Source organism: Pseudomonadota bacterium (assembly GCA_039815145.1).
Lineage (GTDB): Bacteria > Pseudomonadota > Gammaproteobacteria > Steroidobacterales > JBCBZW01 > JBCBZW01.
The window spans coordinates 33,405-57,445 of sequence record JBCBZW010000024.1; the positions used below are offsets into that span (position 1 = coordinate 33,405).

At 67.4% G+C, this 24,041-nt stretch carries 20 protein-coding genes; 9 read left to right on the plus strand and 11 right to left on the minus strand.

The features are described from left to right. Nucleotides 1-24: 24 nt before the first annotated feature. The 3 genes from AAF184_08960 to AAF184_08970 are packed head-to-tail and all read left to right on the plus strand — an operon-like array spanning nt 25 to nt 8,101. Nucleotides 25-2,097, plus strand: a complete 2,073-nt coding sequence (locus AAF184_08960) for a methyl-accepting chemotaxis protein (protein ID MEO0422449.1) — start codon at nt 25-27, stop codon at nt 2,095-2,097. Nucleotide 2,098: 1 nt separating this feature from the next. Then, nucleotides 2,099-7,609: an Hpt domain-containing protein gene (locus AAF184_08965; protein MEO0422450.1), complete on the plus strand. Its 5,511-nt coding sequence runs from the start codon at nt 2,099-2,101 to the stop codon at nt 7,607-7,609. Nucleotides 7,610-7,612: 3 nt separating this feature from the next. Continuing rightward, nucleotides 7,613-8,101, plus strand: a complete 489-nt coding sequence (locus tag AAF184_08970) for a chemotaxis protein CheW (protein ID MEO0422451.1) — start codon at nt 7,613-7,615, stop codon at nt 8,099-8,101. Nucleotides 8,102-8,109: 8 nt separating this feature from the next. On the opposite strand, the gene AAF184_08975 is transcribed toward AAF184_08970, so the two are convergent. Next, nucleotides 8,110-9,501, minus strand: a complete 1,392-nt coding sequence (locus tag AAF184_08975; GenBank protein MEO0422452.1) for a sodium-dependent transporter — start codon at nt 9,499-9,501, stop codon at nt 8,110-8,112. Nucleotides 9,502-9,637: 136 nt separating this feature from the next. Further along, nucleotides 9,638-10,408, minus strand: a complete 771-nt coding sequence (locus AAF184_08980) for a 16S rRNA (uracil(1498)-N(3))-methyltransferase (GenBank protein ID MEO0422453.1) — start codon at nt 10,406-10,408, stop codon at nt 9,638-9,640. Between the two features lie 161 nt (nt 10,409-10,569). On the opposite strand from AAF184_08980, the gene ampD reads away from it, so the two are divergent. Further along, nucleotides 10,570-11,208 carry a 1,6-anhydro-N-acetylmuramyl-L-alanine amidase AmpD gene (ampD, locus tag AAF184_08985; GenBank protein MEO0422454.1) on the plus strand — a complete coding sequence of 213 codons (639 nt, stop codon included), beginning with the start codon at nt 10,570-10,572 and terminating at the stop codon, nt 11,206-11,208. Beyond that, a complete protein-coding gene (gene ampE / locus AAF184_08990; protein ID MEO0422455.1) occupies nt 11,199-12,128 on the plus strand; it encodes a regulatory signaling modulator protein AmpE in 930 nt (309 codons plus the stop codon). The genes ampD and ampE overlap by 10 nt, the downstream gene beginning before the upstream one ends. 7 nt (nt 12,129-12,135) lie before the next feature. On the opposite strand, the gene AAF184_08995 is transcribed toward ampE, so the two are convergent. Further along, nucleotides 12,136-12,684: a cob(I)yrinic acid a,c-diamide adenosyltransferase gene (locus AAF184_08995; protein ID MEO0422456.1), complete on the minus strand. Its 549-nt coding sequence runs from the start codon at nt 12,682-12,684 to the stop codon at nt 12,136-12,138. A 163-nt stretch (nt 12,685-12,847) separates the two neighbouring features. On the opposite strand from AAF184_08995, the gene AAF184_09000 reads away from it, so the two are divergent. Next, on the plus strand, nt 12,848-13,636 hold the full coding sequence (locus AAF184_09000) for an inositol monophosphatase family protein (GenBank protein MEO0422457.1): 789 nt from the start codon (nt 12,848-12,850) through the stop codon (nt 13,634-13,636). 4 nt (nt 13,637-13,640) lie between these two features. Here the strand turns inward: AAF184_09000 and AAF184_09005 are convergent, their stop codons facing one another. From AAF184_09005 to AAF184_09015, 3 genes are read right to left on the minus strand one after another with little or no spacing between them, the layout of a single operon-like run. Then, nucleotides 13,641-13,826 (minus strand): CPXCG motif-containing cysteine-rich protein, encoded by a 186-nt coding sequence (locus AAF184_09005; protein MEO0422458.1) that lies wholly within the window; start codon nt 13,824-13,826, stop codon nt 13,641-13,643. 15 nt (nt 13,827-13,841) lie between these two features. Beyond that, a complete protein-coding gene (pdxH, locus tag AAF184_09010) occupies nt 13,842-14,501 on the minus strand; it encodes a pyridoxamine 5'-phosphate oxidase (GenBank protein ID MEO0422459.1) in 660 nt (219 codons plus the stop codon). A gap of 39 nt (nt 14,502-14,540) precedes the next feature. Next, nucleotides 14,541-16,076 carry a gamma-glutamyltransferase gene (locus AAF184_09015; GenBank protein MEO0422460.1) on the minus strand — a complete coding sequence of 512 codons (1,536 nt, stop codon included), beginning with the start codon at nt 16,074-16,076 and terminating at the stop codon, nt 14,541-14,543. A 115-nt stretch (nt 16,077-16,191) separates the two neighbouring features. Between AAF184_09015 and AAF184_09020 the strand changes: the two genes are divergently transcribed. After that, nucleotides 16,192-17,103 carry an alpha/beta hydrolase gene (locus AAF184_09020; protein MEO0422461.1) on the plus strand — a complete coding sequence of 304 codons (912 nt, stop codon included), beginning with the start codon at nt 16,192-16,194 and terminating at the stop codon, nt 17,101-17,103. A 3-nt stretch (nt 17,104-17,106) separates the two neighbouring features. Here the strand turns inward: AAF184_09020 and AAF184_09025 are convergent, their stop codons facing one another. The 5 genes from AAF184_09025 to AAF184_09045 form a co-directional block, all read right to left on the minus strand. Further along, the gene (locus AAF184_09025; protein ID MEO0422462.1) at nt 17,107-17,676 is read right to left on the minus strand and encodes a DUF2058 family protein; all 570 of its coding nucleotides are present in this window, start codon (nt 17,674-17,676) and stop codon (nt 17,107-17,109) included. Nucleotides 17,677-17,825: 149 nt separating this feature from the next. Next, a complete protein-coding gene (locus tag AAF184_09030) occupies nt 17,826-19,001 on the minus strand; it encodes a primosomal protein N' (replication factor Y) - superfamily II helicase (protein MEO0422463.1) in 1,176 nt (391 codons plus the stop codon). Nucleotides 19,002-19,032: 31 nt separating this feature from the next. Beyond that, nucleotides 19,033-20,154 carry an SPFH domain-containing protein gene (locus AAF184_09035; protein ID MEO0422464.1) on the minus strand — a complete coding sequence of 374 codons (1,122 nt, stop codon included), beginning with the start codon at nt 20,152-20,154 and terminating at the stop codon, nt 19,033-19,035. Then, complete coding sequence (locus AAF184_09040; GenBank protein ID MEO0422465.1) at nt 20,151-21,239, minus strand: toxic anion resistance protein; 1,089 nt, start codon at nt 21,237-21,239, stop codon at nt 20,151-20,153. Before AAF184_09040 ends, AAF184_09035 begins: the two co-directional genes overlap by 4 nt. 31 nt (nt 21,240-21,270) lie before the next feature. After that, a complete protein-coding gene (locus AAF184_09045; protein MEO0422466.1) occupies nt 21,271-22,089 on the minus strand; it encodes a 5-bromo-4-chloroindolyl phosphate hydrolysis family protein in 819 nt (272 codons plus the stop codon). Nucleotides 22,090-22,435: 346 nt separating this feature from the next. Here AAF184_09045 and AAF184_09050 point away from each other — a divergent pair, with 346 nt between their 5' ends. After that, complete coding sequence (locus AAF184_09050; GenBank protein MEO0422467.1) at nt 22,436-23,467, plus strand: DUF4097 family beta strand repeat-containing protein; 1,032 nt, start codon at nt 22,436-22,438, stop codon at nt 23,465-23,467. A 215-nt stretch (nt 23,468-23,682) separates the two neighbouring features. Continuing rightward, nucleotides 23,683-24,041 (plus strand): hypothetical protein (locus AAF184_09055; protein ID MEO0422468.1); only part of this gene is annotated, 359 nt, incomplete at its 3' end.

A 24,041-nucleotide genomic window follows, 5' to 3' on the forward strand; every position in this document is an offset into this window, starting at 1 on the left:
CGCGGGATCATACGAGAGTCGATCATGTCTGAAAAAAGCCTGTCGGAACGATTGCTTCCGTTGTTCGGAATCGCCCTGGTGGCGTCCTTGGCGGTGGCTGCCGCGAGCCACTTCCTCGGCGTTCAGGAGGAGGAAGGCGGTTCGCGAATGGCGGCAGCGGTGCAGCAGCAAGGCGTGCTGTCACAGCAGCTGATCGCCGTTGCTGGCGCCGCTCGACGGCACGAGACCGAGGCCTTCGACTCGCTCGGCACCCTGTTGAACGGGGTAAGGGCGACGCAGCCGTTGCCCAACGAGGCGTCGGCCGTCGCCGAGGCTAGGGACAAGGTCGCCCGCCATGCGAGCGCCGTGCTCGAGACGCGCTCGGCGCTGGAGGAAGTGAGTGCCGCCGCGACCCAGATCGATGCCCAGGTGGACCAGCTCTTCGAGCAGCTGGGCGACCTCCTCGGCATGCTGCCCTCAGCTGAGCGGGCCGCCCTGGCGCCGCACATCGAACGCTTCGAGCTGACCGCCAAGGGCATGCAGCAGGACGCTGCGGCGCTGAACGGCGGCTTTGGCACGATCGCCCTCGTGGTCGAGCGCATGAGCTCGGGCGAGGAGTACCTGGGACAGATGATCCGGGGCCTCAGCGAGAAGAACAATGCGCTCGGTGTCCCCGATGTCTCGAGCGGCACCACGCGCGCCCAGCTGGCGCGCGTCTCCAGCACCTTCAACGAGTTGTCCGGTGCCGTGCGCATCGCCGTGGGCGCGGCGGATCGCCTGATCTTCATGCAGAGCCGCGCCGATCTGCTGACGGCAGCCTCGGAGCAATGGTTCAAGGCCTTGCCGGCCGTGACCGGCACAACCGTGGCCAGCGGCCTGAGCTCCCTGCTGATGCCGATTGCCCTCGGCGTCGGCCTCGTGCTCGCCCTGGTCATGCTCGTGCTGCAACGGGGCGCCGCCAGCGCGCAGCGTCTGGCCAAGGCCCAGGCGGCCCAGAACGAACGCAACCAGACGGCGATCCTGCGCCTGCTCGACGAGCTCGGCAGCCTCGCCGACGGCGACCTTACGGTGCAGGCGACGGTCACCGAGGACATCACCGGTGCGATCGCCGACTCCATCAACTACGCGGTCGAGGCCCTGCGCGGCCTGGTCGAGACCATCGACGCCAGTGCCATTCAGATTGACGCCGCTGCCCGCCAGACCAAGGCGAGCGCCGCTCACCTGGCCACCGCCAGCGGCAACCAGTCCCGTCACGTGGCCTCCGCCACCGAGTCGATCGCCAACATTGCCAAGCAGATCGAGGAGGTCTCCGGCAACGCCGAGCGCTCCTCCGACGTGGCACGCCACTCGGTGGACGTCGCGCACAAGGGCGGCGAGGCCGTGCGCCGTACCATCGACGGCATGAACACGATCCGCGAGACCATCCAGGAGACCTCCAAGCGCATCAAGCGTCTTGGCGAGAGCTCCCAGGAGATCGGCAACATCGTGGAGCTGATCAACGATATCGCCGATCAGACCAACATCCTCGCCCTAAACGCGTCGATCCAGGCCTCCATGGCCGGCGAGGCGGGCCGCGGCTTCGCGGTAGTGGCAGACGAGGTGCAGCGCCTCGCCGAGAAGTCCGCCAACGCCACCAAGCAGATCGAAGTGCTGGTGCGCACGATTCAGGCCGATACCAACGAGGCCGTGATCTCCATGGAGCAGAGCACCACGGATGTGGTCAGCGGTGCGACCTTGGCGGAGAATGCAGGCGCATCCCTCGATGAGATCGAGCAAGTGTCGAACCAGATCGCCTCCCTGGTGCAGAACATCTCTGCCACCGCCCGCCAGCAGGCCACGGCCGCCGGCGGCGTGACGCGCAACATGGCCGTGCTGCAGGAGATCAGTGCCCAGACCGCCGAGTCGACCGGCGCCACCTCCACCGCCATCGGCAAGCTCGCTAAGTTGGCGAGCGGGCTGCGCAAGTCGGTCGCCGGCTTCACCCTGCCCGACCGCGCGAGCGGCAGCAGCGGCCCGAGCACCACCACCGGTGCGATCGATATCTCTGGCGCGGCAGAAGACGACAGTGCCCGCGCCTCCTCCAACGCTTCGGCCCAGCGCACGGCGGGAGCTGCCTGAGATGACGCAGCCCCCGGCAGGGCCCACGACGACGAGCACCGCCGGCAGCAGCGGATCGCGTCCGCGGCCGGCACGCCGTGGGGCGGGAGTCGCCTGGTCTCACGAGACCGTGCAATGGGTGAAGCGCGAGCTGGCGAACAGTATCGTTGACGCCCACGCGCTCCTCGAGCGCTTCGCCGAGGACCGCGAGGCCCTCGATCTCATGCGCCGCTTCGCCAACCTCATGCACACGGCCGCTGGCGCCCTGCGCATGGTGGACATCCAGGGAGCCACCTTGCTGGTGGAGGAGATGGAGGTGGTGGCCGAGGGCATCGAGCAGGGCACCCTGCTCAGCGCCGACGACGGCCTCGACGCCCTCACCCGCTCGGTGGTTCAACTGCCCGCCTACGTCGAGCGCGTGGCCGCCGGCGAGCGGGATATTCCCCTGCTTCTCCTGCCCCTGCTGAACGACCTGCGTGCCGTGCGCGGCAGCCCCCTGCTCTCCGAGAGCACGCTGTTCATTCTCAACATTCCGGCCGAGACCATGCCGGAGAAGTTCGGCGGTAAGGCCAGCGCCGAAGACATCTCGCAGGTGCTGCGCAAGCTCCACCCGCACTTCCAGCTGTCTTTGCTCGGGTGGCTGCGTGGACGTGATGCCGAACGTTGTCTGAGCCGCATGAACGTGGTGTCGGAGAGCGTGATCGATCTGACCCGCGTGTCCTCCCTCGCCCGCTTGTTCTGGGTGGTGTGCGCGGTCATCGAGGCGCTGCAGGACGGTGGCTTACCCACCGGTGCGTCGATCAAGCGACTCATGGGGCAGGTCGAGCGCCAGCTACGCCGCGTGGTCACGGCTGGCGAAGAGGATTTCGAAGCCTCTCCAGCGGAAGAACTGCTGAGCAACCTGCTCTACTACGTGGCGCGGGCCGGTTCGACCGGTGAGCGCGTCGGCGCAGTAAAGCAAGCCTTCGCCCTGCGTGAGCTGTTGCCGGAGAACGAGGAACTCGACTCGGCGCGCGCCGATCTCGGTGGGCCCAGTGCGGAGCTCATGGAGACCGTGGGCGAGGCGATCAAGACCGATCTCTCGCGTATCAAGGAGCTATTGGAGCAGCACCTCGCCAGCGGTGGCAGCGCCGACTCGGCGACCCTCAGCGAGAACGTCGAACAGTTCAAGAAGATCGGCGATACGCTGCGCGTGCTCGGTCTGGGTGACCTGTCCCTGCGTATCGAAGGGCAGCGTGACGCGCTCGAGGGATTGATCGAAACGGGGCAGGTGGATGCCGAGGCCCTGCTCGGCGTGGCTTCCGCCCTGCTCGAGATCGAAGATGCCCTGGACGATGCCCTGGAGTCGCAGTCGCTTTCCTCCAGCCGCGACGAGGAAGAAGGCGCCGGGGTTACTCAAGAATTTCAAAAGGTGGTGGCGGCGGTCGTCCGCGAGTGCAACGTCAGCCTCGGGGAGATCAAGGAGATCCTGGCCCGCTACTCGCGCGATCCGCGCGACCGGCAGGATTTCGAACGCCTCGGACCGCTTCAGCGCACGGTCGCGGCGGCCCTGCACATGCTCGAGAAGCACGAAGCTGCGACTATCGCCCGCCGCCTGGTCACCGTGGTGGAAGGGCCTCTCCTGAACGGTTCTTCGCCGCCGGCGGACAGCGACCTCGACCGCCTTGCCGACGCCTTGGTGGGTCTAGAGTATTACCTCGAGACCATCGGCGCCGGGCGGCCGGACCCGGGCTACATGCTGGAAAACGCCGCGACCTGTCTCGATGTGCTCGCGCCCGTCGAGGAGGCGGCGCCCGTCACCGAAGCGATTGCGGAGGCGCCGCCGAGTGCGCCGGGCGCCGCTGACGAAATGGAAGCTGTCCGGCTCACTGGCGCCGGTGTCGCCGTGGACCCAGAACTGCTGGAACTCTTCCTCGAAGAGGCCCGGGAGGAGATCGAGTCGATCGACGCGTACCTGCCGGCGTGGCGGGACGCCTCCGACAGCCGCGAGATGATCGTCGCCCTGCGCCGCTCCTTCCACACCTTGAAGGGCAGCGGCCGCATGGTCGGCGCCATGGACATCGGCGACTTCGCCTGGGGCGTCGAGCACCTTCTGAACGGATTGCTCAACAAGCGTTTCTCGGCTACCGCCGAGCTGCGTGCATACATCGATGAGGCGGCGCTCGCCTTACCTGGCTTCATTGCTTGCCTGGAGCAGGGGTCGGCGATCGACGAGTCGCTGCGAGCCATGATTCGGCGCGGCGCTGAGCTCGGTAACCTCGCCGTGCCCGCAGCCGCATCACCGCCGCCGGTAGCACCTGCGGCGCCTGAGCCGCCGCCGCAGAGCGAAGCGCTCGAGGAGGTGATCGAAGAAGCCTCCGCGCCGACCCCGAGCGACGATCAGCCCGCGCAGGACCACGACGCGCAGGTCGGTGCTGTCGCCGAGACGGACGAGGAACCCTCGCTCGCCCCGATGGCCGATGCGCTCGAGGACAATCCCGACAGCCTGGACTCGACCACCCATCTCGACGAGTGGGACGCGGCGACCGCCGCGATGCGCGCGCGCCGCGACCCCACGGAGAGCCTGCCCACGCTGCTCGAACTGCGCGATGTGGCCGGCGATGAGGAATTGGAAGACTCGGGGCTCATGACCAGTCCCGGGTTGGAGGCGCTGCCGCCGCCTGAGCTCGACGATGCGATGCGCGAGGCGATCGACTCGGCGGTGGGGCAGGTAGGTACGCTCACGACCGAGGCGTGCACGAGTCTCGGGGTGGCGGCGGTCGATCCACAGCTGGTCGAGGCGTGGAGAAGCGTGGAACGCCTGGCGAGCGATGCGAGCCTGGAGCCCCTCGAGCGGCTGGCCGAAAGCGTGTGGCGCTACCTGGAGCGGGCCGCCCTGGAGGCATTGGCCCTGCCCGATGCCGCTGCCGAAGTGCTGGGTACTGCGGCGGTTACGGCCGAACGCTGGATGGAAGATCCGGCGGAGCTTCAAGCGCCTGACTCGATCGACGCCCTGGACGATCTCCTGGAGCAGCTCTACGACCTGCCCGAACCGGACGCAGCGCCGCAGGCCGTACCTGACGAGCTGGTCAGCACCGTCAGCCACGAGCACACCGCGCCAGCGGCGAGCGACGAGGCAGCGGACGACGGGGAGCACGCACCCGCCTACGACGACACGCTCGTCGAGATCTTCACCGAGGAAGCGGGGGAGTTGCTCGAGGCCGCGGACAGCAGCCTCCAGCAATGGCGCCAGGAGGCGGGTGACAGCGCTGCGGCCGTCGCCGAACTCAAGCGCGTGCTGCACACCCTCAAGGGCGGCGCGCGCATGGCGGGCATCACGCCTATCGGCGACGTTAGTCACGAGCTCGAAACGCTCTTGATTCGCGCGGGTGAAGGCGAGGATGCGACCGGCGATCAGCAAATCCTGGATCTCGCCCAGAGCACCGTCGACAGTCTCCAGGGCATGCGCGACGCGTTGGTGGCACGCGAGCCCCTGCGCGGCTCCGCCGCGGCCCTGAATCGCATCCGCACGGCGGCCGGCGGCGGCCACGAGACTGAGGCGGATCCGGAGCCGCAGGCGCCCGCGCAGGTCAGCGCCCAAGACGACCCCACACCGCAGGCGGACGTGGTCGCCAAGGGCATCGCTCGGGCGGCTGGCGAAGACGCTGCCACAACTCGGGCTGCGCCGGCAGCGCCAAGGGCCGACCTGACCAAGCGCCGCGAGACGATTCGCGTGGGTGCAGATCTGCTGGATTCCCTGCTCAACGATGCCGGCGAGATCAGCATCTTCCGCTCCCGCATGGAACAGCAGGTCTCCTCCATGGGCTTCAACGTGGCGGAGTTCGGGCAGACGGTAGATCGCCTACGGGCTCAGCTGCGCAAGCTGGAGCTCGAGACGGAGGCGCAGATCCTCTTCCGCCACCAGGACGACAGCTCGCGTGAGCGCACCAACTTCGATCCCCTGGAGCTCGATCGCTACTCCCTGATCCAACAGCTCTCGCGCGCCCTGGCCGAGTCGGTGAACGATCTTGGCAGCTTGCGCGACATACTCTCCGGCATGCACCACGAGTCGGAGAACCTGCTGGTGCAGCAGGCTCGCGCCACCGGCGACCTGCAGGCAGGGCTGATGCGCACGCGCATGGTGCCCTTCTCTCGCCACACGCAGCGCCTCACGCGCATCGTGCGCCAAACGGCGGATGAACTCGGCAAGCAGGCAGCCCTGCGCGTGGACGGGGGCGCCGGCGAGCTCGATCGTCAGATCCTCGAGCGCATGCTGCCGCCCTTCGAACACATGCTTCGCAACGCCGTCGTGCACGGTATCGAGTCGCCGAGCGACCGCCGCAACGCCGGTAAGGCCGAGCAGGCGCAAATCACCATCAGCCTGCGCCGCGAGGGTGCGGAGATGGTGATCGCTGTGGCCGACGACGGCGCCGGCCTCGATGTCGACGCGATCCGCGAGCGCGGCCTGCGCCAGGGGCTCATTCACGAGGACGATCAGCTCAGCAATCGCGATCTGATGCAGCTGATCTTCCGCCCCGGTTTCAGCACCGCCTCCGAGATCACGCAGGCCGCGGGCCGCGGCGTGGGCATGGACGTGGTGGCGAGCGAGGTGCGCAAGCTCGGCGGCACCCTCGACTTCGAATCCGAGCAGGGCCAGGGCACCCGTTTCGAGGTGCGCTTGCCCTTCACCCTCGCGATCACCCAGGCCTTGCTGGTGGAAGCTGGCGGCGAGGGCTACGCCATTCCCCTGCCGGCGGTGGAAGGCATCCTGCGCCTGCCCACCCCCGAGGTGGAGCGGCACCTGGAAGAGTCCGGTCCGGTCTACGAGTACAGCGGCACCCGCTATCGCTTCTCCTTGCTAGGGAATTTGCTAGGTAACGAGACGGCAGCCCTGCCCGATACGACGACCACGCCGGTGATCCTGGTGCGCGCAGGCGAGCGCAGCACCGCTCTGGTGGTGGACGCCCTGAACGGCAACCGGGAGATCGTCGTGAAGACGGCGGGGCCACAGATCGCGGCGATCCGCGGTATCGCCGGCGCCACGGTGCTCGGCGATGGCGCGCTGCGCCTGATCCTGGACGTCGGCGCTCTCGTGCGTGGCGGTGCGGTTCGCGCGGCGCAGGCCGAAGAGCTTCCCCCGGCCGAGCACCACAAGCCCCTGGCGCTGGTGGTGGATGACTCGATCACCGTGCGGCGCGTGACCAGCCGTCTCCTCGAGCGCAACGGCGTGCGCGTGCTCACGGCGCGCGACGGCATCGATGCGATCTCCGTGATGGAGGAGTACATGCCGGACGTGCTGCTGCTGGACATCGAGATGCCGCGCATGGACGGCTACGAACTCGTCGCCCACATGCGCAAGCAGGATCGACTGCGGACCATCCCCATCGTGATGATCACCTCGCGCGTGGGTGAGAAGCACCGTGCCCACGGACTGGCCCTCGGGGTCAACGACTACCTTGGCAAGCCCTATCAGGAAGCTCAGCTGCTCTCGGCTCTCGAGCCGTTCTTGAATCGATCTCGCGTCAGCGGTGCCGGTGCCGGTGGAGGCGCCTAAGCAATGAGCAATGCCCACGATCTGGCGTCCGATAGCGGCGCCCTGTACAGCCTTCTCGTGCCCCTGGAGCAGATGCGCCTGATCGTGCCGCGCGATTGCGTGGCCGAGGTGGTGGGATGGGATGCGGCTCGCCATGCGCATCGCGACTCGCGCACGCCCTGGCTGATGGGCAAGCTCCCTTGGGATGACGTGGACGTTCCCGTCATCTCCTTCGAGGGGCTCTGTGGGATCAACGTGGAACCGCCCGCTCACCGGGCGCGCGTGGTGGTGATGCGTTGCCTGGGCGATGCCTTCTCGCCGGGCTACTTCGGCATCCTGACGGCGGGCTTTCCGCAACTGGTCCGCGTGAGCGCCGAGGTGCTGGTGGCGGACGAGCAAAGCAACTGGCCCGCGTCGGCGCCCGTACTCTGTCAGCTGCGCATGGTCGGTCAGTCGCCCGTCATTCCCGATCTGGAACTGCTAGAGCATCAGCTCGCCGAGACCGCTGCCTGAGGGCAGCGCTAGCCCCCCAGGCTGAAGACGAACACCAACCCGATCGCGATCGGCGCGACGAAGCGCGTGAACAACTGCCAGAGCCGGTACCAGAAGGTCGGTAGCTCCAGTTCAGCACTGGTGATCGCGCTCGAGATCCACCAACCGGCGAACAGCGCGTAGAGCATGCCGCCCAGGGGCATGATCACGTTGGTCACCGAGAAATCCAATAGATCGAAGATCGTCTTTCCTTCGAAGCGCGGGATGAACGCGAGGGGGTGGAAGTTGCCCAGCACGTTGAAGGAGAAGACGGTCAGCAGGCCGAACACGAACGCGGCAGCTGCCAGTAGCGGGGCCATCGTGCGTCGGTTCAGCTTCGGCGACTCCTCCGCGCGCGAGGTCATGAGTTCGAGCATGCCGATGGCCGAGGTGAGGGCCGCGACGAAGACGAGCAGGAAGAACAGGGCGCCGATCACCGAGCCACCCGCCATCTGACCGAAGGCGGTGGAGAGGGCCACGAAGATGAGTTGCGGCCCCTCGGCAGGGTCGATGCCGTACTGGAAGACGATCGGGAAGATGGCGAGGCCGGCGAGCAGGGCAACCAAGGTATCGCCCGCCGCCACGATCAGGGCGGCCTTGGGCAGGTGAACGTTGGCGGGCAGGTACGCGGAGTAGACGAGCACCGACCCGATGCCTACGTTGACCGAGAAGAAGGCCTGCCCCAGCGCGTCGAGGGCCACGTCGAAGTTGACCTGCTCCAGGCGCGGCACGAACAGGTAGTTCATGGCGGTGGGGAAGTCGCCCGCCACCATGCCGTAGATCACCATGAAGATCAGCAGCACGAACAGCGCCGGCATCAGGAGCTTGAGGGCGCGCTCGATGCCGCCGGTGATGCCTCGCGATACCGTGTAGCCGGTGACGGCCATGAACAGGGCGTGCCAGAACACCAGCTCCGCCGGCCGGGACAGGAAGTCGCCGAACATCTGCCCCGCGCCCTGGGCGGACAGATCGACGAAGGCGCCAGTCACTGCTTTCATTAGGTAAGCCAGGGACCAGCCTGCCACCACACTGAAGAAGCTCAGTACGATGAAAACGGCGACGATCCCGGCCCAGCCGAGCATGGCCCAGGCGCTGCCGCCGCGGTCGCCGGCCAACTGGCGCAGGGCCTGGGGCGGCGACAGCCCCGTGCGGCGTCCGATGATCATCTCGCTGAGCATGATCGGGGTGGCGATGAGCACGATGGCCACCAGGTACATGGCGACGAAGGCGGCGCCGCCGCTCTGCCCCAGGGTGTAGGGGAACTTCCATAGGTTCCCCAGGCCAACGGCCGTGCCGATAGCGGCCAGCAAGAAGGCGAGGCGGGAACTGAAGTGCTCGTGGGCAGGGGCGCTGCTGCTGCTGCTGGTGGCGGTCGCTGACATGTAATCGTCCGTGAGTGCAGAGGGCTTGGCGGGTTCGGTTAAGGCCCGCGCGGCGGTGCTTCGAGGGAGGACAGTAGCAAACCGTTGCCGCTGCCGGGGCTTCTCATCGCGATTCCCAGGTGTCGGCTGCCTTCGATCATTCAGCGCCCGCCAGCGCTGCGCGGTGGGCCATAGCGCCGTGGAGCATCGCCAGGGAGGCAAGGCCCGCGGTGTCGGCGCGCAGCACGCGCGGCCCCAGGGAGAGCCGCTCGAACTGGGCGGCCTCCAGCAGGAGATCCTCGCGGGGATCGAAGCCGCCCTCGGGGCCCACCAGCAGCACCACCGCGCGCGGCGTGCTCGTCAGGGTGCCAGCGCGCTGGCCGAGATGGTGTTCGGCGCGCGGATCCAGCCACCAACGCAGGGTGTCTTCGTGCGGGTCCAGGCCGCGCACGGCGTCCTCCAGGGAGGTCGGTGAGGCCACCTCAGGCACGCGGTTGAGACCGCACTGCTCGCAGGCTGCGTGCACGACCCGTTGCCAATGCTCGCGCCGTTGCTCGCCGCGCTCTCCCTGGAGCTTCACCACCGCCCGATGGGTCTTGAGGGGCACGATCCGGTGCACGCCGAGTTCGGTTGCCTTCTCCACCACCGTATCCATGCGCCCACCGCGACAGACCGCCTGCCACAGGGTGACGGCCAGCCCCGCCGCATCGCGATCATCCGCACGATGCTCGTGGATATCTGCGGCGAGGCGTCCGCTGCGTTGCACGAGCGTGGCGTGGTACTCGCCGCCACGGCCGTCGAACAGCACCAGCGGCTCCCCGGGGCGCAAGCGCAGCACCCGCTGAACGTGGTGGGCGATAGGTTTCTCGAGGTCGAGGGAGTCTCGACCGTCGATAGGCTCCTGCACCAACACTCGGGGGATACGCATAGGGGGTCGCGGTCGCTCTCGGTAAGGCGGAAGCGCGTGGGGTCGCCTCCAAAGGCGGCGCGCCGTCCAGTCATCAAGGTGGCACGATTCTCCCGAGCGCTCTGCGTTGGCGCAAGTCTGCCCAGGCAGCGCGCGGCGGAGGTAACCGCTAGAATCGGTTCGTGAATTCGACTCCTCGCCAGCGTTCTCGTGGCCGCATTCAGGTCGACCCGCAGAGCGGATGTGTCACCGGAGCGGTGCAACGCCACTCCCCCAACCAGGACCCGCGCCCCGACGGTGTGGTGCCCTCGCTGGTGGTGCTGCACGGCATCAGCCTGCCGCCGGGGTGCTTTGGCACGGGGGACGTTCACGCGCTTTTCACCAACTGCCTGGCGGGCCATGAGGACTCGCAAGTCGCCGCGCTGAGCGAGGTGCGAGTCTCCAGTCATCTGCTCATCGAGCGTGATGGCCACCTGTCGCAGTACGTGCCGTTGACCGCCCGCGCCTGGCACGCAGGGCCGTCGTGCTACTTCGGTCGCGAGGCCTGCAACGACTTCTCGATCGGTATCGAGCTGGAGGGCACGGACGCCACGCCCTACGAAACGGCCCAGTACGACACCTTGGTCGAGGTGTTGGGCGCGATCTTCGCCGCTTGGCCCGGGACTCTGGGGCCGCAGCGCGTCGTCGGTCACTGCGACATCGCCCCCGGCCGCAAGACCGATCCCGGCGTGGCCTTCGATTGGCCGGCGTTGTTCTCTCGCCTGACGACGTCGGATCTGCTGGCTGCCGGTCGCTGTTCTTCGGGGCGCTCATGCACCTGATCGCCCTCCTGCTCGGGTTGGTGCTCGAGTACCGGCTCACCCGCTTGTTCTCCCTGCGCGAGCTGCGCTGGTTCGACGCCTACTTCGATCTCGCGCTGGGCGTGCTCTCGCGCTGTCGGGGTGGGGTCGCCCTGGTGCTGGCGGTCCCCGTGGTGGCGCTGCCGGTAGTGCCGGTGGCGTGGGCTTGCCACGTGCTGGCGCAGAACTGGCTGTTCGGTGCGCCCTACGTCGGCTTCTCGGTGTTGATGCTGTTGATCGCGCTGGGCCCCAGAAACCTGGCGGAGGACGTGCAGGACTACGCCACGGCCCTGCGTGCGGGGGATGCGGAGCAAGCGCGTCGCTTAGGCAAGGGATTGGTCGAACACGACATTCATCGCGACGCGCAAGGTAGCGACGCCGAGGTGCCGAGGCGCCGGTTGCGTGAGGCGATCTTCGTGCAGGCGGACAATCGCCTGTTCGGCGTGATCTTCTGGTTCATCGTGTGCGGTCCCTTCGGCGCCGCGGCGGCCTGGGCCTTTCGAATCAGCGATCTCCTGCGCCGCCGCGCGGCCTTCGAGGCGGACAGGCGAAGTGCGGGTGGTGAGGCGTCGCCGGCGTTCCTGCGCGCCGTGCGTCGCTTACACGGGTTATTGGCATGGGTGCCGATTCGCTTGCTGGCCCTCGCCCTCGCCCTCGCGGGGAGCTTCGATCGGGCGTTGGCAGCCTTGCGCGAGCATCGGCGAGGGGAAGCGCTGCCGTTCTACATGGCCAACGAGGCGCTGCTCGCTCGCGTCGGCTGCGGGGCCCTCGGCGCGGAGGCCGACGACGACGAGATGGATTTGGCCCACAGCGTGGAAAGCGCGCTAGCGCTCGTGGATCGGGCGCTCTGGGTGTGGCTGACGGCGATCGCCCTGATGACCCTTGCCGGCTCCGTGCGCTGAGCCTGGCTCAGCGATCGCGACGCCACAGCACATCGCCGCCCCGCTCGTGACGGGCGAGGGTGCGGGCGATGACGAACAGCAGATCCGATAGGCGGTTGAGGTAGGTCAGGAGCAGCGGGTTGACCTCCGTGTCGCGCGTGAGCGTCCACACGCGGCGCTCCGTGCGTCGGCAGACCGTGCGCGCCACGTGCGCCGCCGCCGCCGCCGGTCCACCGCCCGGCAGGATGAAGTCCTTCAGCGGCGGCAGATCTTCGTTGAGCTGGTCGAGCACCTGCTCGAGGCGATCCACGTGCGCTTGGGTCATCGCGGTGTACCCGGGAAGGCAGAGCTCCCCGCCGAGATCGAACAGGTCGTGTTGCACGTCCGTGAGGGTCTCGACGACGCGCTCCGGCAGATTCGGGACGGCGAGTAGCACCCCTACGTGGCTGTTCAATTCGTCGGCGGAGCCGTAGGCTTCCACCCGCGGGTCGTCCTTCGGCACGCGCGAGCCATCGCCAAGGCCGGTAGTGCCCTTGTCGCCGGTACGCGTGTAGATCTTGGTGAGTCGATTGCCCATAACAGCCTCAGCTAGCCTCCGTTGCCTCTGGTGGTCGCGACGACGCAGGTGCGCGGCGAACAGCTGCCATGGCCGGGGCGCAATCACCCCGCCATGCCACGGGCGGCGATTCTACCTGACGCGGACCGCACAGCGGCAGCATGAGCGATAAGGAGTCGAGTTGATGAGCACGGTCGGGAGCCGATCATTGCAGGTCGCCCTGGAAGCGGCCAAGGCTGGCGCGGACATCGCCGCCCGTCACTATCGCGCCTCGATCGAGGTGCAGACCAAGGATGACGGCAGCCCCGTGACAGAAGCGGACATCGCCGCCGAGCATGAGATTCGCGACATACTCAGCCGAGAGTTCCCCGACGACGGTTTCCTGGGCGAGGAGACGGGGCGCTCGCGGCCGCAGGCGCGGCGTACCTGGATCGTCGATCCGATCGATGGCACGCGCAGCTTCGTGCGCGGCTATCCCTTCTTCTCCACCCAGATAGCGTTGCAGGAAGATGGGGACTTAGTGCTCGGCGTTTCCGCTGCACCGGCCTTCGGTGATCTGGCCTTCGCCGAGCGTGGCGTCGGTGCCTGGTTGAATGACCAACCGCTCGCCGTGAGTTCGCTCGATGCCCTTGGCGACTCAACGATATCGATAGGTAATGTCGGCCGCTTGGCGGCAGACGATCGCTGGCAGGCGATCGGTCGCCTGGCGCAGGAGACGGCCCGCTTCCGCGGCTACGGTGACTTCTACCACTACCACTTGCTCGCGAGCGGACGCCTCGAAGGGGTGATCGAGTCGGACGTGAATATCTTCGACGTGGCGGCCCTGGCCGTGATCGTGCGCGAGGCGGGCGGCGCGGTGAGTGACCTCGCTGGGGGCGCGTTTACCCTGGAGTCGACGGACATCCTGGCCACCAACGGCGCCCTCCACGAGCGCCTGCTCACGATGCTGCGAGACCCGAACGGGCAAGCGTAGGGTGCTAGTTGGCGTCCTCTACCTCCACGCTCACCACCATGTCGTCCTCGACGCGTACCCGGATGCTCATGGGGCGGCAGCACACGGCGCAGTCCTCGACGAAGGCCTGCTCCCCCTCGATCGGGTCGATCACCACCGAGTGAGTCTCCCAGCATGCGGGGCACTGCACGAGCTGTTCGAGATCCATCATGGCGTGTGGTCCGTATCAGGGTTGTAGTCGGGAAACCGTCCAGGGCCCCGTATCGGCGCCGCCCTGATCATCCGTGTGGGGGGTGACCTCGCGTACCCACACGGCGCGGTCGTGCACCCGTGCCGGGCCCGACACCCACAGCTCCATCCGTTGCGGCCAAAGGCGCCAGCCACCCCAATGGGGCGGTCGTGGCACCTCATCACCCTCGGCGAAGCGCTCGCTCGCCGCCGTGAACTGATCGATCAGCGCATCGCGGGAGTCGATCGGCTGGCTTTGCTGGGAGGCCCAGGCGCCGATGCGAGAGTCGCGATCGCGCGAGGCGAAGTAGCCGTCGCTCTCGCTCGCCGGCGAGCGCACGACGGGACCTTGCAGGCGCACCTGGCGATCGTGAGCGTCGAATAGCAGGACAGCTTCCGCCCAGGGCGTGGCGCTGAGCTGCTGACCCTTGTCCGAGGCGTAGTTGGTGAAGAACACCACGTGGCCGCCGGTGCCGTCGACCAGCTTGCACAGGACCACGCGGGCCCGCGGTCGCCCGTCTTCATCGACGGTGGCGATGCACATGGCGTTGGGGTTGGCGGTGGCCTTTGCGGTCATGGCCTCGTCGAGCCAGCGCTCGAAGGTGCTGAAGGGTTCCCTGGGCAGAGGATCGGGTAGCAGGGGGGTGCTCGTGGTCATCGGGGCTCCACAGGTGCCGTGCCTAGCGGCTTGGATAGGTTAGGGGGTGCCTCCCTTGGCGGCGCCTCCCGTGCGGCGGGGGTCCGCCGCCGACTCGAGGCGGCCGTCGGCGCGCAGCAGCGCGGCGCCGACACCCCCGAAGTACATGGATTGTTCGTCGAAGCCACGCACGGGGATGCGCACGGCGCTGGCGTCGATGCCGGGCTCGACGGCGACCTGCTCATCGCCCGAGTCGCTCACTTCCGTGTGCAGGCGTGGCGCGTTGATGGCGTCGGTCAAGGACATGTCGCGATACACGAAGTTGATCAGGGTCTGCAGGATCGCGCTGGTGATGCGGTCCGCCCCCGGCGAGCCGATGGAGAGCACGTCGCCGGCACCGTTGACGGCGACGGTCGGCGCCATGTTCGAGGAGATGCGAGTCCCAGGGGGTCCCGCGATCAGGCCGCGGCGATTGAGTTCGATCTCGCCCAGGCAGTTGTTCATCCAGATCCCGGTGCCGGGCGGGATGACGCCCGCGCTGTAGCCTGCGGACATGGTGATGGCGCACGCACCGCGGTGATCGTCGACCGCGGAGGCGTGCACGGTGGAGGACGACGGTGAGGTCGGCTGCAGGGCCCCGTCACGGGCCATGTCCAACAGGGCGCGCGCGTCGGCATCGACCTGGTCGCTGAGGTCGAGGGTGCGGCGACGGTAGCCGAAGACGGCGCGCTGGATGTCCACCAACTGGGCGATCGACTCCGCGTCCGTCCCCTGGTGTTCCGCGCGCCGAACCGCGAGCAGCATCGCGGAGAGGGTGGTTCCCCCGATCGCCGGGGGCGGGTTGGTGGCGATCTCCCAATCGCCCAGCGATAGGGCGAGGGGGGGGCGCACCACCGGCTCGTAGGTGGCGAGGTCTTCGGCCGTCAACATCCCTTCGTGTTCGCGGCTGTCGCTCGCGATGCACGCGGCGATCTCGCCACGATAAAAATCGCTCACGCCGTGGCGTGCGATCCGCTCGAGGCTGCTGCCGAGATCTTCCACCAGGATCAACTCACCGCGCGCTTTCAGGCGCCCGTCATCGTGGTGCAGGGCTTTGCGGCTCAGGGGATGCCAACCGAACACGACCTCGTGGGAATGGACCAGGTAGTCGTGGGCCGGTTGCGGCAGGGGAAAGCCATCGCGGGCAAGTTCGAAGGCCGGTTGCACGAGGGCGTGCCAGGGGAGGCGGCCGTAGCGTTGCGACGCGAGGCCCAGCGCGGCGAGGGCCCCGGGCACGCCGACACTTCCGTGGCCGACGATCGTGCGCAAGCCACCGCCGTAGCTCATCACCGCGTCGTGAACGCCCTTGCCGAGTGCCTCTTCACGCAGGCCACGGCCCGGCATGGCGATGCTGCCATCTATCGTGACCGGCGCTTCGCCTGGGGCGCTGACCGTGACGAAGCCACCACCGCCAAGGGAGCACACGCCGGGCTCTGTGGTCATGGAGACGAGCGAGGCAGCGATGGCAGCATCGACGGCGTTGCCGCCCTCGTCTGCGATGCGCTTGCCGGCCTCAGCGGAGAGCTGTGAACTGGATGCGACGGCGACTTCTGTCATAACTGCATGTTAGCAGCGTTGCTCGCGACGCGAGTGTTGCAGCTGTGGGTGTTGGGGCAGCAGGCCTGTGATCTATCAGGGCGCGGGTCGAGGCAGGTCCGTGCTTTGATGCGGCATGCCTTACGCAGCGGTCAATGGCATTCGCCTGCATTATCGTTACCTCGGTCAGGACCGACATCCCGACGCGCAGCCCGTGCTCATGCTCCACGGCTTGGGCTGTTCCAGCGAGGACTGGGATCTGCAGGTGCCAGCCTTCTCGCCCCATCACCCCTTGATCATGCCCTGCCTGCGGGGTTTCGGTCGTTCAGACAAGCCGACGGGCTGCTATACGGTGCCCGCCTTCGCCCAGGACATCTTGGGATTGCTCGATGAGATGGGCGTGCGCCGGGCACACGTGCTGGGGTATTCGATGGGTGGCGCCGTGGCCCTGCAACTTGCCGTGGCGCGGCCTGAGCGGGTGGCGTCGGTGACCCTGGTCAACGCGCAGGCGTCCTTCGAAGTCGCGCGCTGGCGGGAGCAGTTGATGAAGCTCTACCGCATCGGTATGGGAAGCGAGCGGGGTCTGCAGCGCATGGCGCGCTTGCTCAACCGCCACTGCTTTCCCGAGCCGCACCAGCAGGCCCTGCGGGAGGAGATGACGCGGCGCCACCTTCGCAACCACAAGCCGAGCTACCTGGCGGCGATCCAGGCGCTGGCCGGATGGTCCGTGGCCCCTCGCCTGCGCGAACTCCAGATGCCGGTGCTCGTGGTGAGCGGTGATAAGGACTTCGTGCCGCCCGAGGATCGCATGGCGATGGTTCGCCAGTTGCGCAAGGCGCACTTCGAACTGGTGAAGGACAGCCGCCACGCCACGCCCTACGATCAGGCGACGGTCTTCAACGATCTGGTGCTGTCGTTTCTGCGCGATCCCGAGGCGCTCGTCGGGGGGGCGGACGAGGGCGACGCGGTGGCGAGCCCCTTGGGCGGCCTGCGCGCCCGTCGCTCGCACGTGTTGGCCCGTCAGGGTGCGGCCAAGGCGCACCCCTAGGCGCTACCACATCAGATCGTCGGGCACCGGGTGGGCCGCGTAGGCATCGTCCGTCGCTGCCGCGTCCGGCGTGGGCTCATCCGCCTTTGCGATACGAATGTGTTCGCCCTTGGCGTCTACCTTCTGTAGCCGTTCCGCCTGTGCGGTGGCCATCAGGTGTCCGCGACCTTCGAGCACAGCGACCACCAGGGCGCCGGTCACGAGTTCACGTTGTTGTTTCGAAGTGACCCAGATCTGCTTGATCTTCTTACCAGACTGGTAGAAGTGCTTGATGTCACCTTCCGGGTCGTTCAGTCGCTGCTCGTTGATGATGGCGCGTAGCTGGCCGAGGATGGCCTTGCGCTCGCGCTCCACGTTGCGCGCCTGGTTGAGTTCGCGATCACGCAGTTGACGAGCGGAGGAGGCAGCCTTGGCAGCGCGCGTGGCTTCGCTGTCCGGCGCCTTGGCAGCGCGTTCCGCCTTGCTCTTGCGTGGCTTGCGCTTGCGCCCCTTGGCGGCGTTTTGCTTCGACTTGCGAAGTTGATCTTCCGAGACCAATCCGGACTGCAGCAGCTGATCCTGCAGACTACCCATGGGTGCTCTCCGCCGACCGAGCCGTGCGTTACGGCGGGTCGATAGCTCTGATTAGATGACGGTGCGCTGGTAAGCGAGGAACGCAAAATACCACAGCATTGTCGAAGCACAACGGTACCCGTTGCAACTTCGGGGCGAGCGGTGCCCGCCTAGCCCTGGAGCAGCCCTGCGCGGTGTGCCCACCACAGAGCACCGCCGATCACGCCAGCACCTAGCGCTACCGCTAGCACGATCGATGGCCAGTGCCAGGGTCGCTCGCCAACGACGCGCCCGGTGCGGGCGTTGACGGCAAGGCGAAAGCGCTTCGATCGGTACTCGTAGCTTGCCGTCCAGACCGGCAGCAGCAGGTGCTTGAAAGTGGTGTCGAAATGCTCGGTCTGCACCGAATGGACGCGCTGGCGATCGCCGCCGATGTCGCGCAGGACATCGCGTCGGATGATCCCGCCCATGATGCCCCGGGCCACCTCGAAGCCCTGGTCAAGGCTGACCTCGTACACCTCGCTGCGAAAGCCACTCAGGTAGCGCTCATCGTAGGGCACCAGGGCGGCGAGATCCCAGGGCGCGAGCTTGTCGGTCAGGGTACGGGGCAGGGACTTCGATGCGCCCACCAGCACGTCGTCGAAGCGGCGCGCGACGGTGCCGCTCACGCGCCGCCAGCGCACCCGCGCTTCTCGCCGATTCACGGTGACCGTGCGCCCGTTGCGCACCGTGGTCACCGGCACGTTCACGTAGTAGACGGTGCCGCGTTCGCCCGTGTAGCTACTGCGCGTGCGCGAATCGTAGGTCCAGTAGGGGAGGTACACGCCGTGCAAACCGCCGACCCGCCCGTAGCGGCGCAGCTTCGGCGGCGCGAAGATGAGTTTGCCCAGCCACTTGGAAACCCCGTCCCGCGCGCCTTGCTCGTCGACGTCGAAGGGGAGGAGGGACTTCGGATGGATCCGCGTCGGACTATCGGGATCCTCGAGGGCGAGCTGATTGACGACGATGGGAGTGGCGCAGAACGGGCACTCCCCGGCGTGTTGCTTGGGGTCGAATTGAAACTGCGCGGCACAGCTCGGACATCGTGTGGCCGTGGGGGACACCGGCCCCGCCTGCGCCAAGCGGTCTAGCGCCTCGCGCAGGGGATACTCACGGATCTGCGCCGACGCCCGTTCGGGGATCGGCGTCTCATGGCCGCAGAACGCGCACTCGAGCGTGCGCGTGCCCGGTTGGAAGGTCTGCAGCGCACCGCAGCCGTCGCAAGCGAAGGCGCGTTCGTTGGCCTGGTGGCGCGGCTTGGGGGGCGCCTCCGGCGCCTGCGCAGGCGCCGCGTCTTGCTCGTTCAACGCGGTGGGGTCGACCGGCGCCTATCGCCCCTCACTGGGGTGGGAGCGGCGGCGGCATCTGGGCGAACATCTCGGCGAGCTCCGCCACCCCTTGGGCTTCCTGCCATTCCTTCAAGCCAGGCCGCCAGGCCAGCGAGTCCCGGGAGAGCTCCCCCGACTGGATCTTCGTGCGCACCTCGGTCTTGGTGAAGGGGCCGGTTTGATGGCCATTGACCGCCAGGTAGTAGCGCGCTTCGGTGGGCAGCGGCGGCGGCGTGTCGCCGGCAGCGCCGGCAGCCGGGGCGTTGCCCTTGCCGCCCGTGCTCAGGGTCTCCCCCAGCTTTGAAGCCATCGCAAAGCCCATGCCTAAGCCGACCCCGTCGCCCGCGCCGCCACCTGGGTTGGCGGCCGCCACGGTCATCGCTTCGGCGGCTTGGAAGGTGGCGTAGTCCTCGAGGTTGCCGATGATGCCCATGCTGGTGCGCTTGTCGAGCGCCTTCTCCACGGCGTCGGGCAGGGAGATGTTCTCCACCAGCAGCGTGGGAAGGGCCAGGCCGTACTCCGCAAACTCCTTCCCGATCCACTTGCTGATGAAATCACCGAGCTTGTCGTAGTTGGCGGCGAGGTCGAGGACCGGGATGCCCGAGTCGCCAAGGATCGTGCTGAAGCGCGAGACGATGAGATTGCGTAGCTGGTTGGTGATCTCATCGGTGGTGAAACGCCCGTCCGTGCCGACCACTTCGCGCAGGAAGACCGAAGGGTCCTCGATGCGGATCGTGTAGGTGCCGTAGGCACGAAGGCGTACGGGACCGAACTCACGATCGCGCAGCATGATCGGGTTCTTGGTGCCCCACTTCAGATCGGTGAACTGGCGCGTGCTGAAGAAGTAGACCTCGGCCTTGAAGGGGCTCTCGAAGCCGTGCGGCCAGCTCATGATCGTGGTCATGATGGGCATGTTGCTGGTTTCCAGCTTGTACAAGCCCGGCTGGTAGACGTCGGCGAGGCGGCCCTCGTTGACCAGCACGGCCACCTGTCCCTCGCGCACGGTCAGCATGGCGCCGTACTTGATCTCGTTGCCGTAGCGCTCGAAGCGGTGGACTAGGGTGTCCTGCGAGTCGTCGGTCCACTCGATGACGTCGACGAATTCGCCGCGGATGCGATCCCAAAAGCTCATGATTCACTGTTCTCCGTCTGCTCGCGGCCCGCCGCGTTGGTGAGAGCTTCTCTTAGCTGCGCTTCTGCTGTCTGCAGTTCTTCGCGCGCAGCGACTCGTGCCTGGCGCCCCTCCTCGGCAATCGCGAGGCTCTCCTCGATGGTCTCGATGAGGGTCTGGTTGGCCGCCTTTACCGAGGCGACATCCAGGGCCCCGCGTTCGATCGCTCGCCGGCTGTCCGCATTGGCTACCTTGAGGTCGCGTGCGTTGGCCTCGAGCATCTCGTTGGTAAGGTCGCTCGCCGCCTCCACCGAGCGCGTCGCCTGGCCGGAGCGGTAGACGGCCACGGCGGTCGCCAGCTGCTGGCGCCACAATGGCACGGTGTTGGTGAGCACCGAGTTGATGCGGTTCACCAATCCCTTGTTGTTCTCCTGCACCAGGCGGATGCCGGGCAGGCTCTGCATGGTTACCTGGCGCGTGAGGCGCAGGTCGTGCAGGCGGCGCTCGAGGTCGTCACGCGAGGCGCGCATGTCGCGCAGCGCCTGCGCATCGAGCACGTCACCGCTGCTGTCGGCCTTCTCCTGCAGCGCGGGCAAGGTTTCCGTGTCGGCCTGGGCCAGGCGCTCCTCGCCGACGGCGATGTAGCCGTCGAGGGCGTGGAAGCACTCGAGGCTTCCCTGGTAGAGGCGATCCAGGCGTGTGAGGTCTGTGAGCAGGGTGGTCTTGTGTTGCTCCAGGCGATCGGTGATGGCGTCGATCTGTCCGCGCACGCTCTCGTAGCGCTGCAGGAACTTCGCCAGGGGGCGCGATGCGGAGAACAACCAGGAGAGTAGTCCTCGTCGCTTGCCCTGGGCGGCGAGCGCGTCGACGTCGAACCCGCGCAAGGTGGCGATCACATCGTTGAGCGCTTCGCCCGCCTGACCGACGTCCTGGTTCTTCACCCCATCGAGGATCTGATCGGTCACCCCGGCCAGCTCCTGTTGCGCGCTGGCGCCGAAGGTCATGATGGACTGCGCGTCCGCCAGGTCCAGGCGTGCGCTGAGGGCGGCGCGGTCGATCTCTGCAACCTCGTGATCTGGTTCGGGGGGATTTGATGGTGATGACATGGGCTGATCCTCGCGTAGTCAGGGCGCTTACCTAGCTGATGCCCTCGAGTTCCAGACGACGCTTGAGCACCTCGATTTGCACATCGAGATCCAGCACGTCGTTGGCGAGCAGCCGCTCACGCTGTTCTGCGAACACGCGGGCGATCGTGTCCAGCACCTCGGTGAAGTTCTCCTCCAGCGCCGTGACGCCGTGTTGGAGCGCGGTGTTCTCGTAGCGCTCGCAAACCTGCAACGCGCCCTCGAGGTAGACGGACAGGAAGCGCCGGGCCTTGCTGACATCGCCTGGATCCGCTTCCAGCAAGCCCAGAATCTGGCGGGCTTCGCCGACGATCTGGTTCAAGCGTTCGGCCAGGGGAAGCTGACGCAAGCGCTTGGCGAGGGCGTCCAAGCGTTCGATCTGCGCCCGGGCCTGCGCCAGCTGTTGGCGCACGGCCTTGGGCGCCGTGCTGTCAGCGGCGCCCGTCGTCTCATGAGGCCACCAGGCGAGCCAGGCGCCCACCAGGGTCAGGCCGGCGATCAGGACCGAGAACCCGGTGCTGTGGCCGATAAGGAAGCGATCACACACGGCACACCCCAAGGCCAAGGCGCCGCTTCCCATCCAGCGCAGGCGGCGCGCACTGTCCGGCGCCTCCAGCAGCGTTTGCGGTCGCAGGCCCCGGCGCACGAGCCATACGGCCGCGCCGATCAGGCCCAGGGTGGCAAGCTCCGCCAGGACGTGGTCCGTTCGGCCGCGCGCCAAGGACAGGACGGTGGCGGGCAGCAGCGGGAGGGCGAGGGGTAACAGGAGATACCCGCGCAGATCGACGCGCGGCATGGCGCCGTGCCTAGCAGATCGATAGATCTCAGGCACCGGCAGCGCTCCACAGGCCCCCGCAGGTGGTCAGGCCCACCACGAGCATCAGGATCATGCCCCCGACTATGCGTCGCAGGACGAGACCCGCCGATGGCGGGCTCGGGAGCTTCGGCCCCACCGCGGGAGAGGGCGGCGAGGTGGAGGTGCGCGGTTGGCGGTCGATGTTGGCGCTCCCGACAGGCGGTTCAGGCCCCTCAGTATACGGCCTTTGCTGGGCGGTCTCCGGCCGTCGCCGCCGCGGCGCATCAGGGCCCAGCGGAAAACGTTGCGGGGCGATTCAAACGCTTGCGCGCCCCGTCACATCCAAGGCTCGACGTTATCCCCCAGGGAGGAGACCCAGACAATGCTCAACTTCGCTAACTCGCAGGCGCAGCGGGCGCCCGCATCCATCGGCGCCTTCGCCGTCCTCGCATTGGCGCTGGCGGTGCCTGGCGCGGCCCACGCGGATGTCATCGAGCGCAGCTTCGATGTCGGTTCGACGGGCCGCTTGGTGCTCGATTCCGACGTCGGCGCCGTGGAGGTGGAATCCAACAACTCAGGTCGCGTGGAGGTTCGCGTCGAGCGCGATGGCCGTGACGCCGACCGTTTCGAAGTGGAGTTCGACCAGCGCGGCAGCGAAGTCCGCGTGCGTGGCGAACTGCCCGGCCGACGCAACTGGAACAATCGTGACCTCGAGATCGAGTTCCGCGTGTCGGTGCCGCGGGGCTTCGAGATCGAGGTCAACACCTCCGGTGGCAGCATCGAGGTGGACGACCTGGACGGTAACGTCGACGTCAACACGGCGGGAGGTTTCATCCGCCTGGCCAACATGGGGGGTGAGGTCAACGCCCGTACGGCAGGCGGTAGCATCGACCTGGAGGAATCGCGCGGAAACGCCCGACTCAATACGGCAGGCGGCTCCATCAGCGTTCGCCGTGCGGGGGGCGAGGTGGAAGCGAAGACCGCCGGTGGTTCGATCAGCATCGATGATGCGGGCGGCTCCGTGAACGCGCGCACCGCGGGTGGCTCGATTCGCATCGGGGCCAGCGGGGGGGATGTCGTTGCCCACACCGCTGGCGGCAGCGTGAGCGTGGACGATGTGTACGGTTCCGTGGACGCCTCAACCAACGGCGGCAGCATCAATGCGCGGATTCGCTCGCAACCGTCCGGCAACAGCGAGCTGCGTACCCATGGCGGTAGCGTGACGGTCAGTCTGGCCCCGGGCATTGCCATGGACATCGATGCGTACAGCAGCAACTCCCGCGTCAGCAGCGACTTCGATTTCCCCGCCTCCGCCTGGGACGACGATCGCGCTGAGCTGCGCGCGGCGCTGAACGGCGGCGGACCGGAGCTCTCCATTCGCGCCAGCCACCGCATTCGCATCAAGCGCGATTAGGGGGCTGATCTACCCAGCGTTTTCCTAGGCGAGATCGGTATCGCTGCATAGTTTTCAGTCTTTTGTCGCGGATGGCATCGCCGTCCGCGACGGACTATCCTCCTTCCCGGACCGCGGATCTCAAAGGGAGTTGGATCGACATGCGCCGAACCGTAAGACATTTAGGTGTGCCTACGATATGTCCTAGGCATACGCTTGCCGCGGCTACCCTCGCGATGTGCGCCCTGGCGCTTCCTTGCTACGCGGCGCTTACCCTCAGCGCCCCGCAGCCGTTCCTTCTTCCCGATGCGACGATCGACATCAGCGTTCGCGACGGCCAACCGGGCGCGCGCTTCGTGGTGCTTGCATCGTCCACGCCAGCATCCTTCGCGGTGGGGCAGCTGGGCACCCTGTACTTGGCGCCGGGTACCTTCCAGGTCCTTGGGGCGGGGTTTCTCGACGCGCAAGGTGAAGGGACGGCCAGCCTGCCCGTCCCCGATACGGTGGAGGACGGTGATCGCTTGTACCTGCAGGCGCTCGAGCTCGGGGCGGAACGTCGCTTCAGCGAAAACTCGGTCGCCTTGCGTCGCCAGTC

Coding starts and splice junctions, on each gene's coding strand:
- AAF184_08960 (MEO0422449.1), top strand. CDS start 25: ATGTCTGAAAAAAGCCTGTCGGAACGATTGCTTCCGTTGTTCGGAATC.
- AAF184_08965 (MEO0422450.1), top strand. CDS start 2,099: ATGACGCAGCCCCCGGCAGGGCCCACGACGACGAGCACCGCCGGCAGC.
- AAF184_08970 (MEO0422451.1), top strand. CDS start 7,613: ATGAGCAATGCCCACGATCTGGCGTCCGATAGCGGCGCCCTGTACAGC.
- AAF184_08975 (MEO0422452.1), bottom strand. CDS start 9,501: ATGTCAGCGACCGCCACCAGCAGCAGCAGCAGCGCCCCTGCCCACGAG.
- AAF184_08980 (MEO0422453.1), bottom strand. CDS start 10,408: ATGCGTATCCCCCGAGTGTTGGTGCAGGAGCCTATCGACGGTCGAGAC.
- ampE (MEO0422455.1), top strand. CDS start 11,199: ATGCACCTGATCGCCCTCCTGCTCGGGTTGGTGCTCGAGTACCGGCTC.
- AAF184_08995 (MEO0422456.1), bottom strand. CDS start 12,684: ATGGGCAATCGACTCACCAAGATCTACACGCGTACCGGCGACAAGGGC.
- AAF184_09000 (MEO0422457.1), top strand. CDS start 12,848: ATGAGCACGGTCGGGAGCCGATCATTGCAGGTCGCCCTGGAAGCGGCC.
- AAF184_09005 (MEO0422458.1), bottom strand. CDS start 13,826: ATGATGGATCTCGAACAGCTCGTGCAGTGCCCCGCATGCTGGGAGACT.
- pdxH (MEO0422459.1), bottom strand. CDS start 14,501: ATGACCACGAGCACCCCCCTGCTACCCGATCCTCTGCCCAGGGAACCC.
- AAF184_09015 (MEO0422460.1), bottom strand. CDS start 16,076: ATGACAGAAGTCGCCGTCGCATCCAGTTCACAGCTCTCCGCTGAGGCC.
- AAF184_09020 (MEO0422461.1), top strand. CDS start 16,192: ATGCCTTACGCAGCGGTCAATGGCATTCGCCTGCATTATCGTTACCTC.
- AAF184_09025 (MEO0422462.1), bottom strand. CDS start 17,676: ATGGGTAGTCTGCAGGATCAGCTGCTGCAGTCCGGATTGGTCTCGGAA.
- AAF184_09035 (MEO0422464.1), bottom strand. CDS start 20,154: ATGAGCTTTTGGGATCGCATCCGCGGCGAATTCGTCGACGTCATCGAG.
- AAF184_09040 (MEO0422465.1), bottom strand. CDS start 21,239: ATGTCATCACCATCAAATCCCCCCGAACCAGATCACGAGGTTGCAGAG.
- AAF184_09050 (MEO0422467.1), top strand. CDS start 22,436: ATGCTCAACTTCGCTAACTCGCAGGCGCAGCGGGCGCCCGCATCCATC.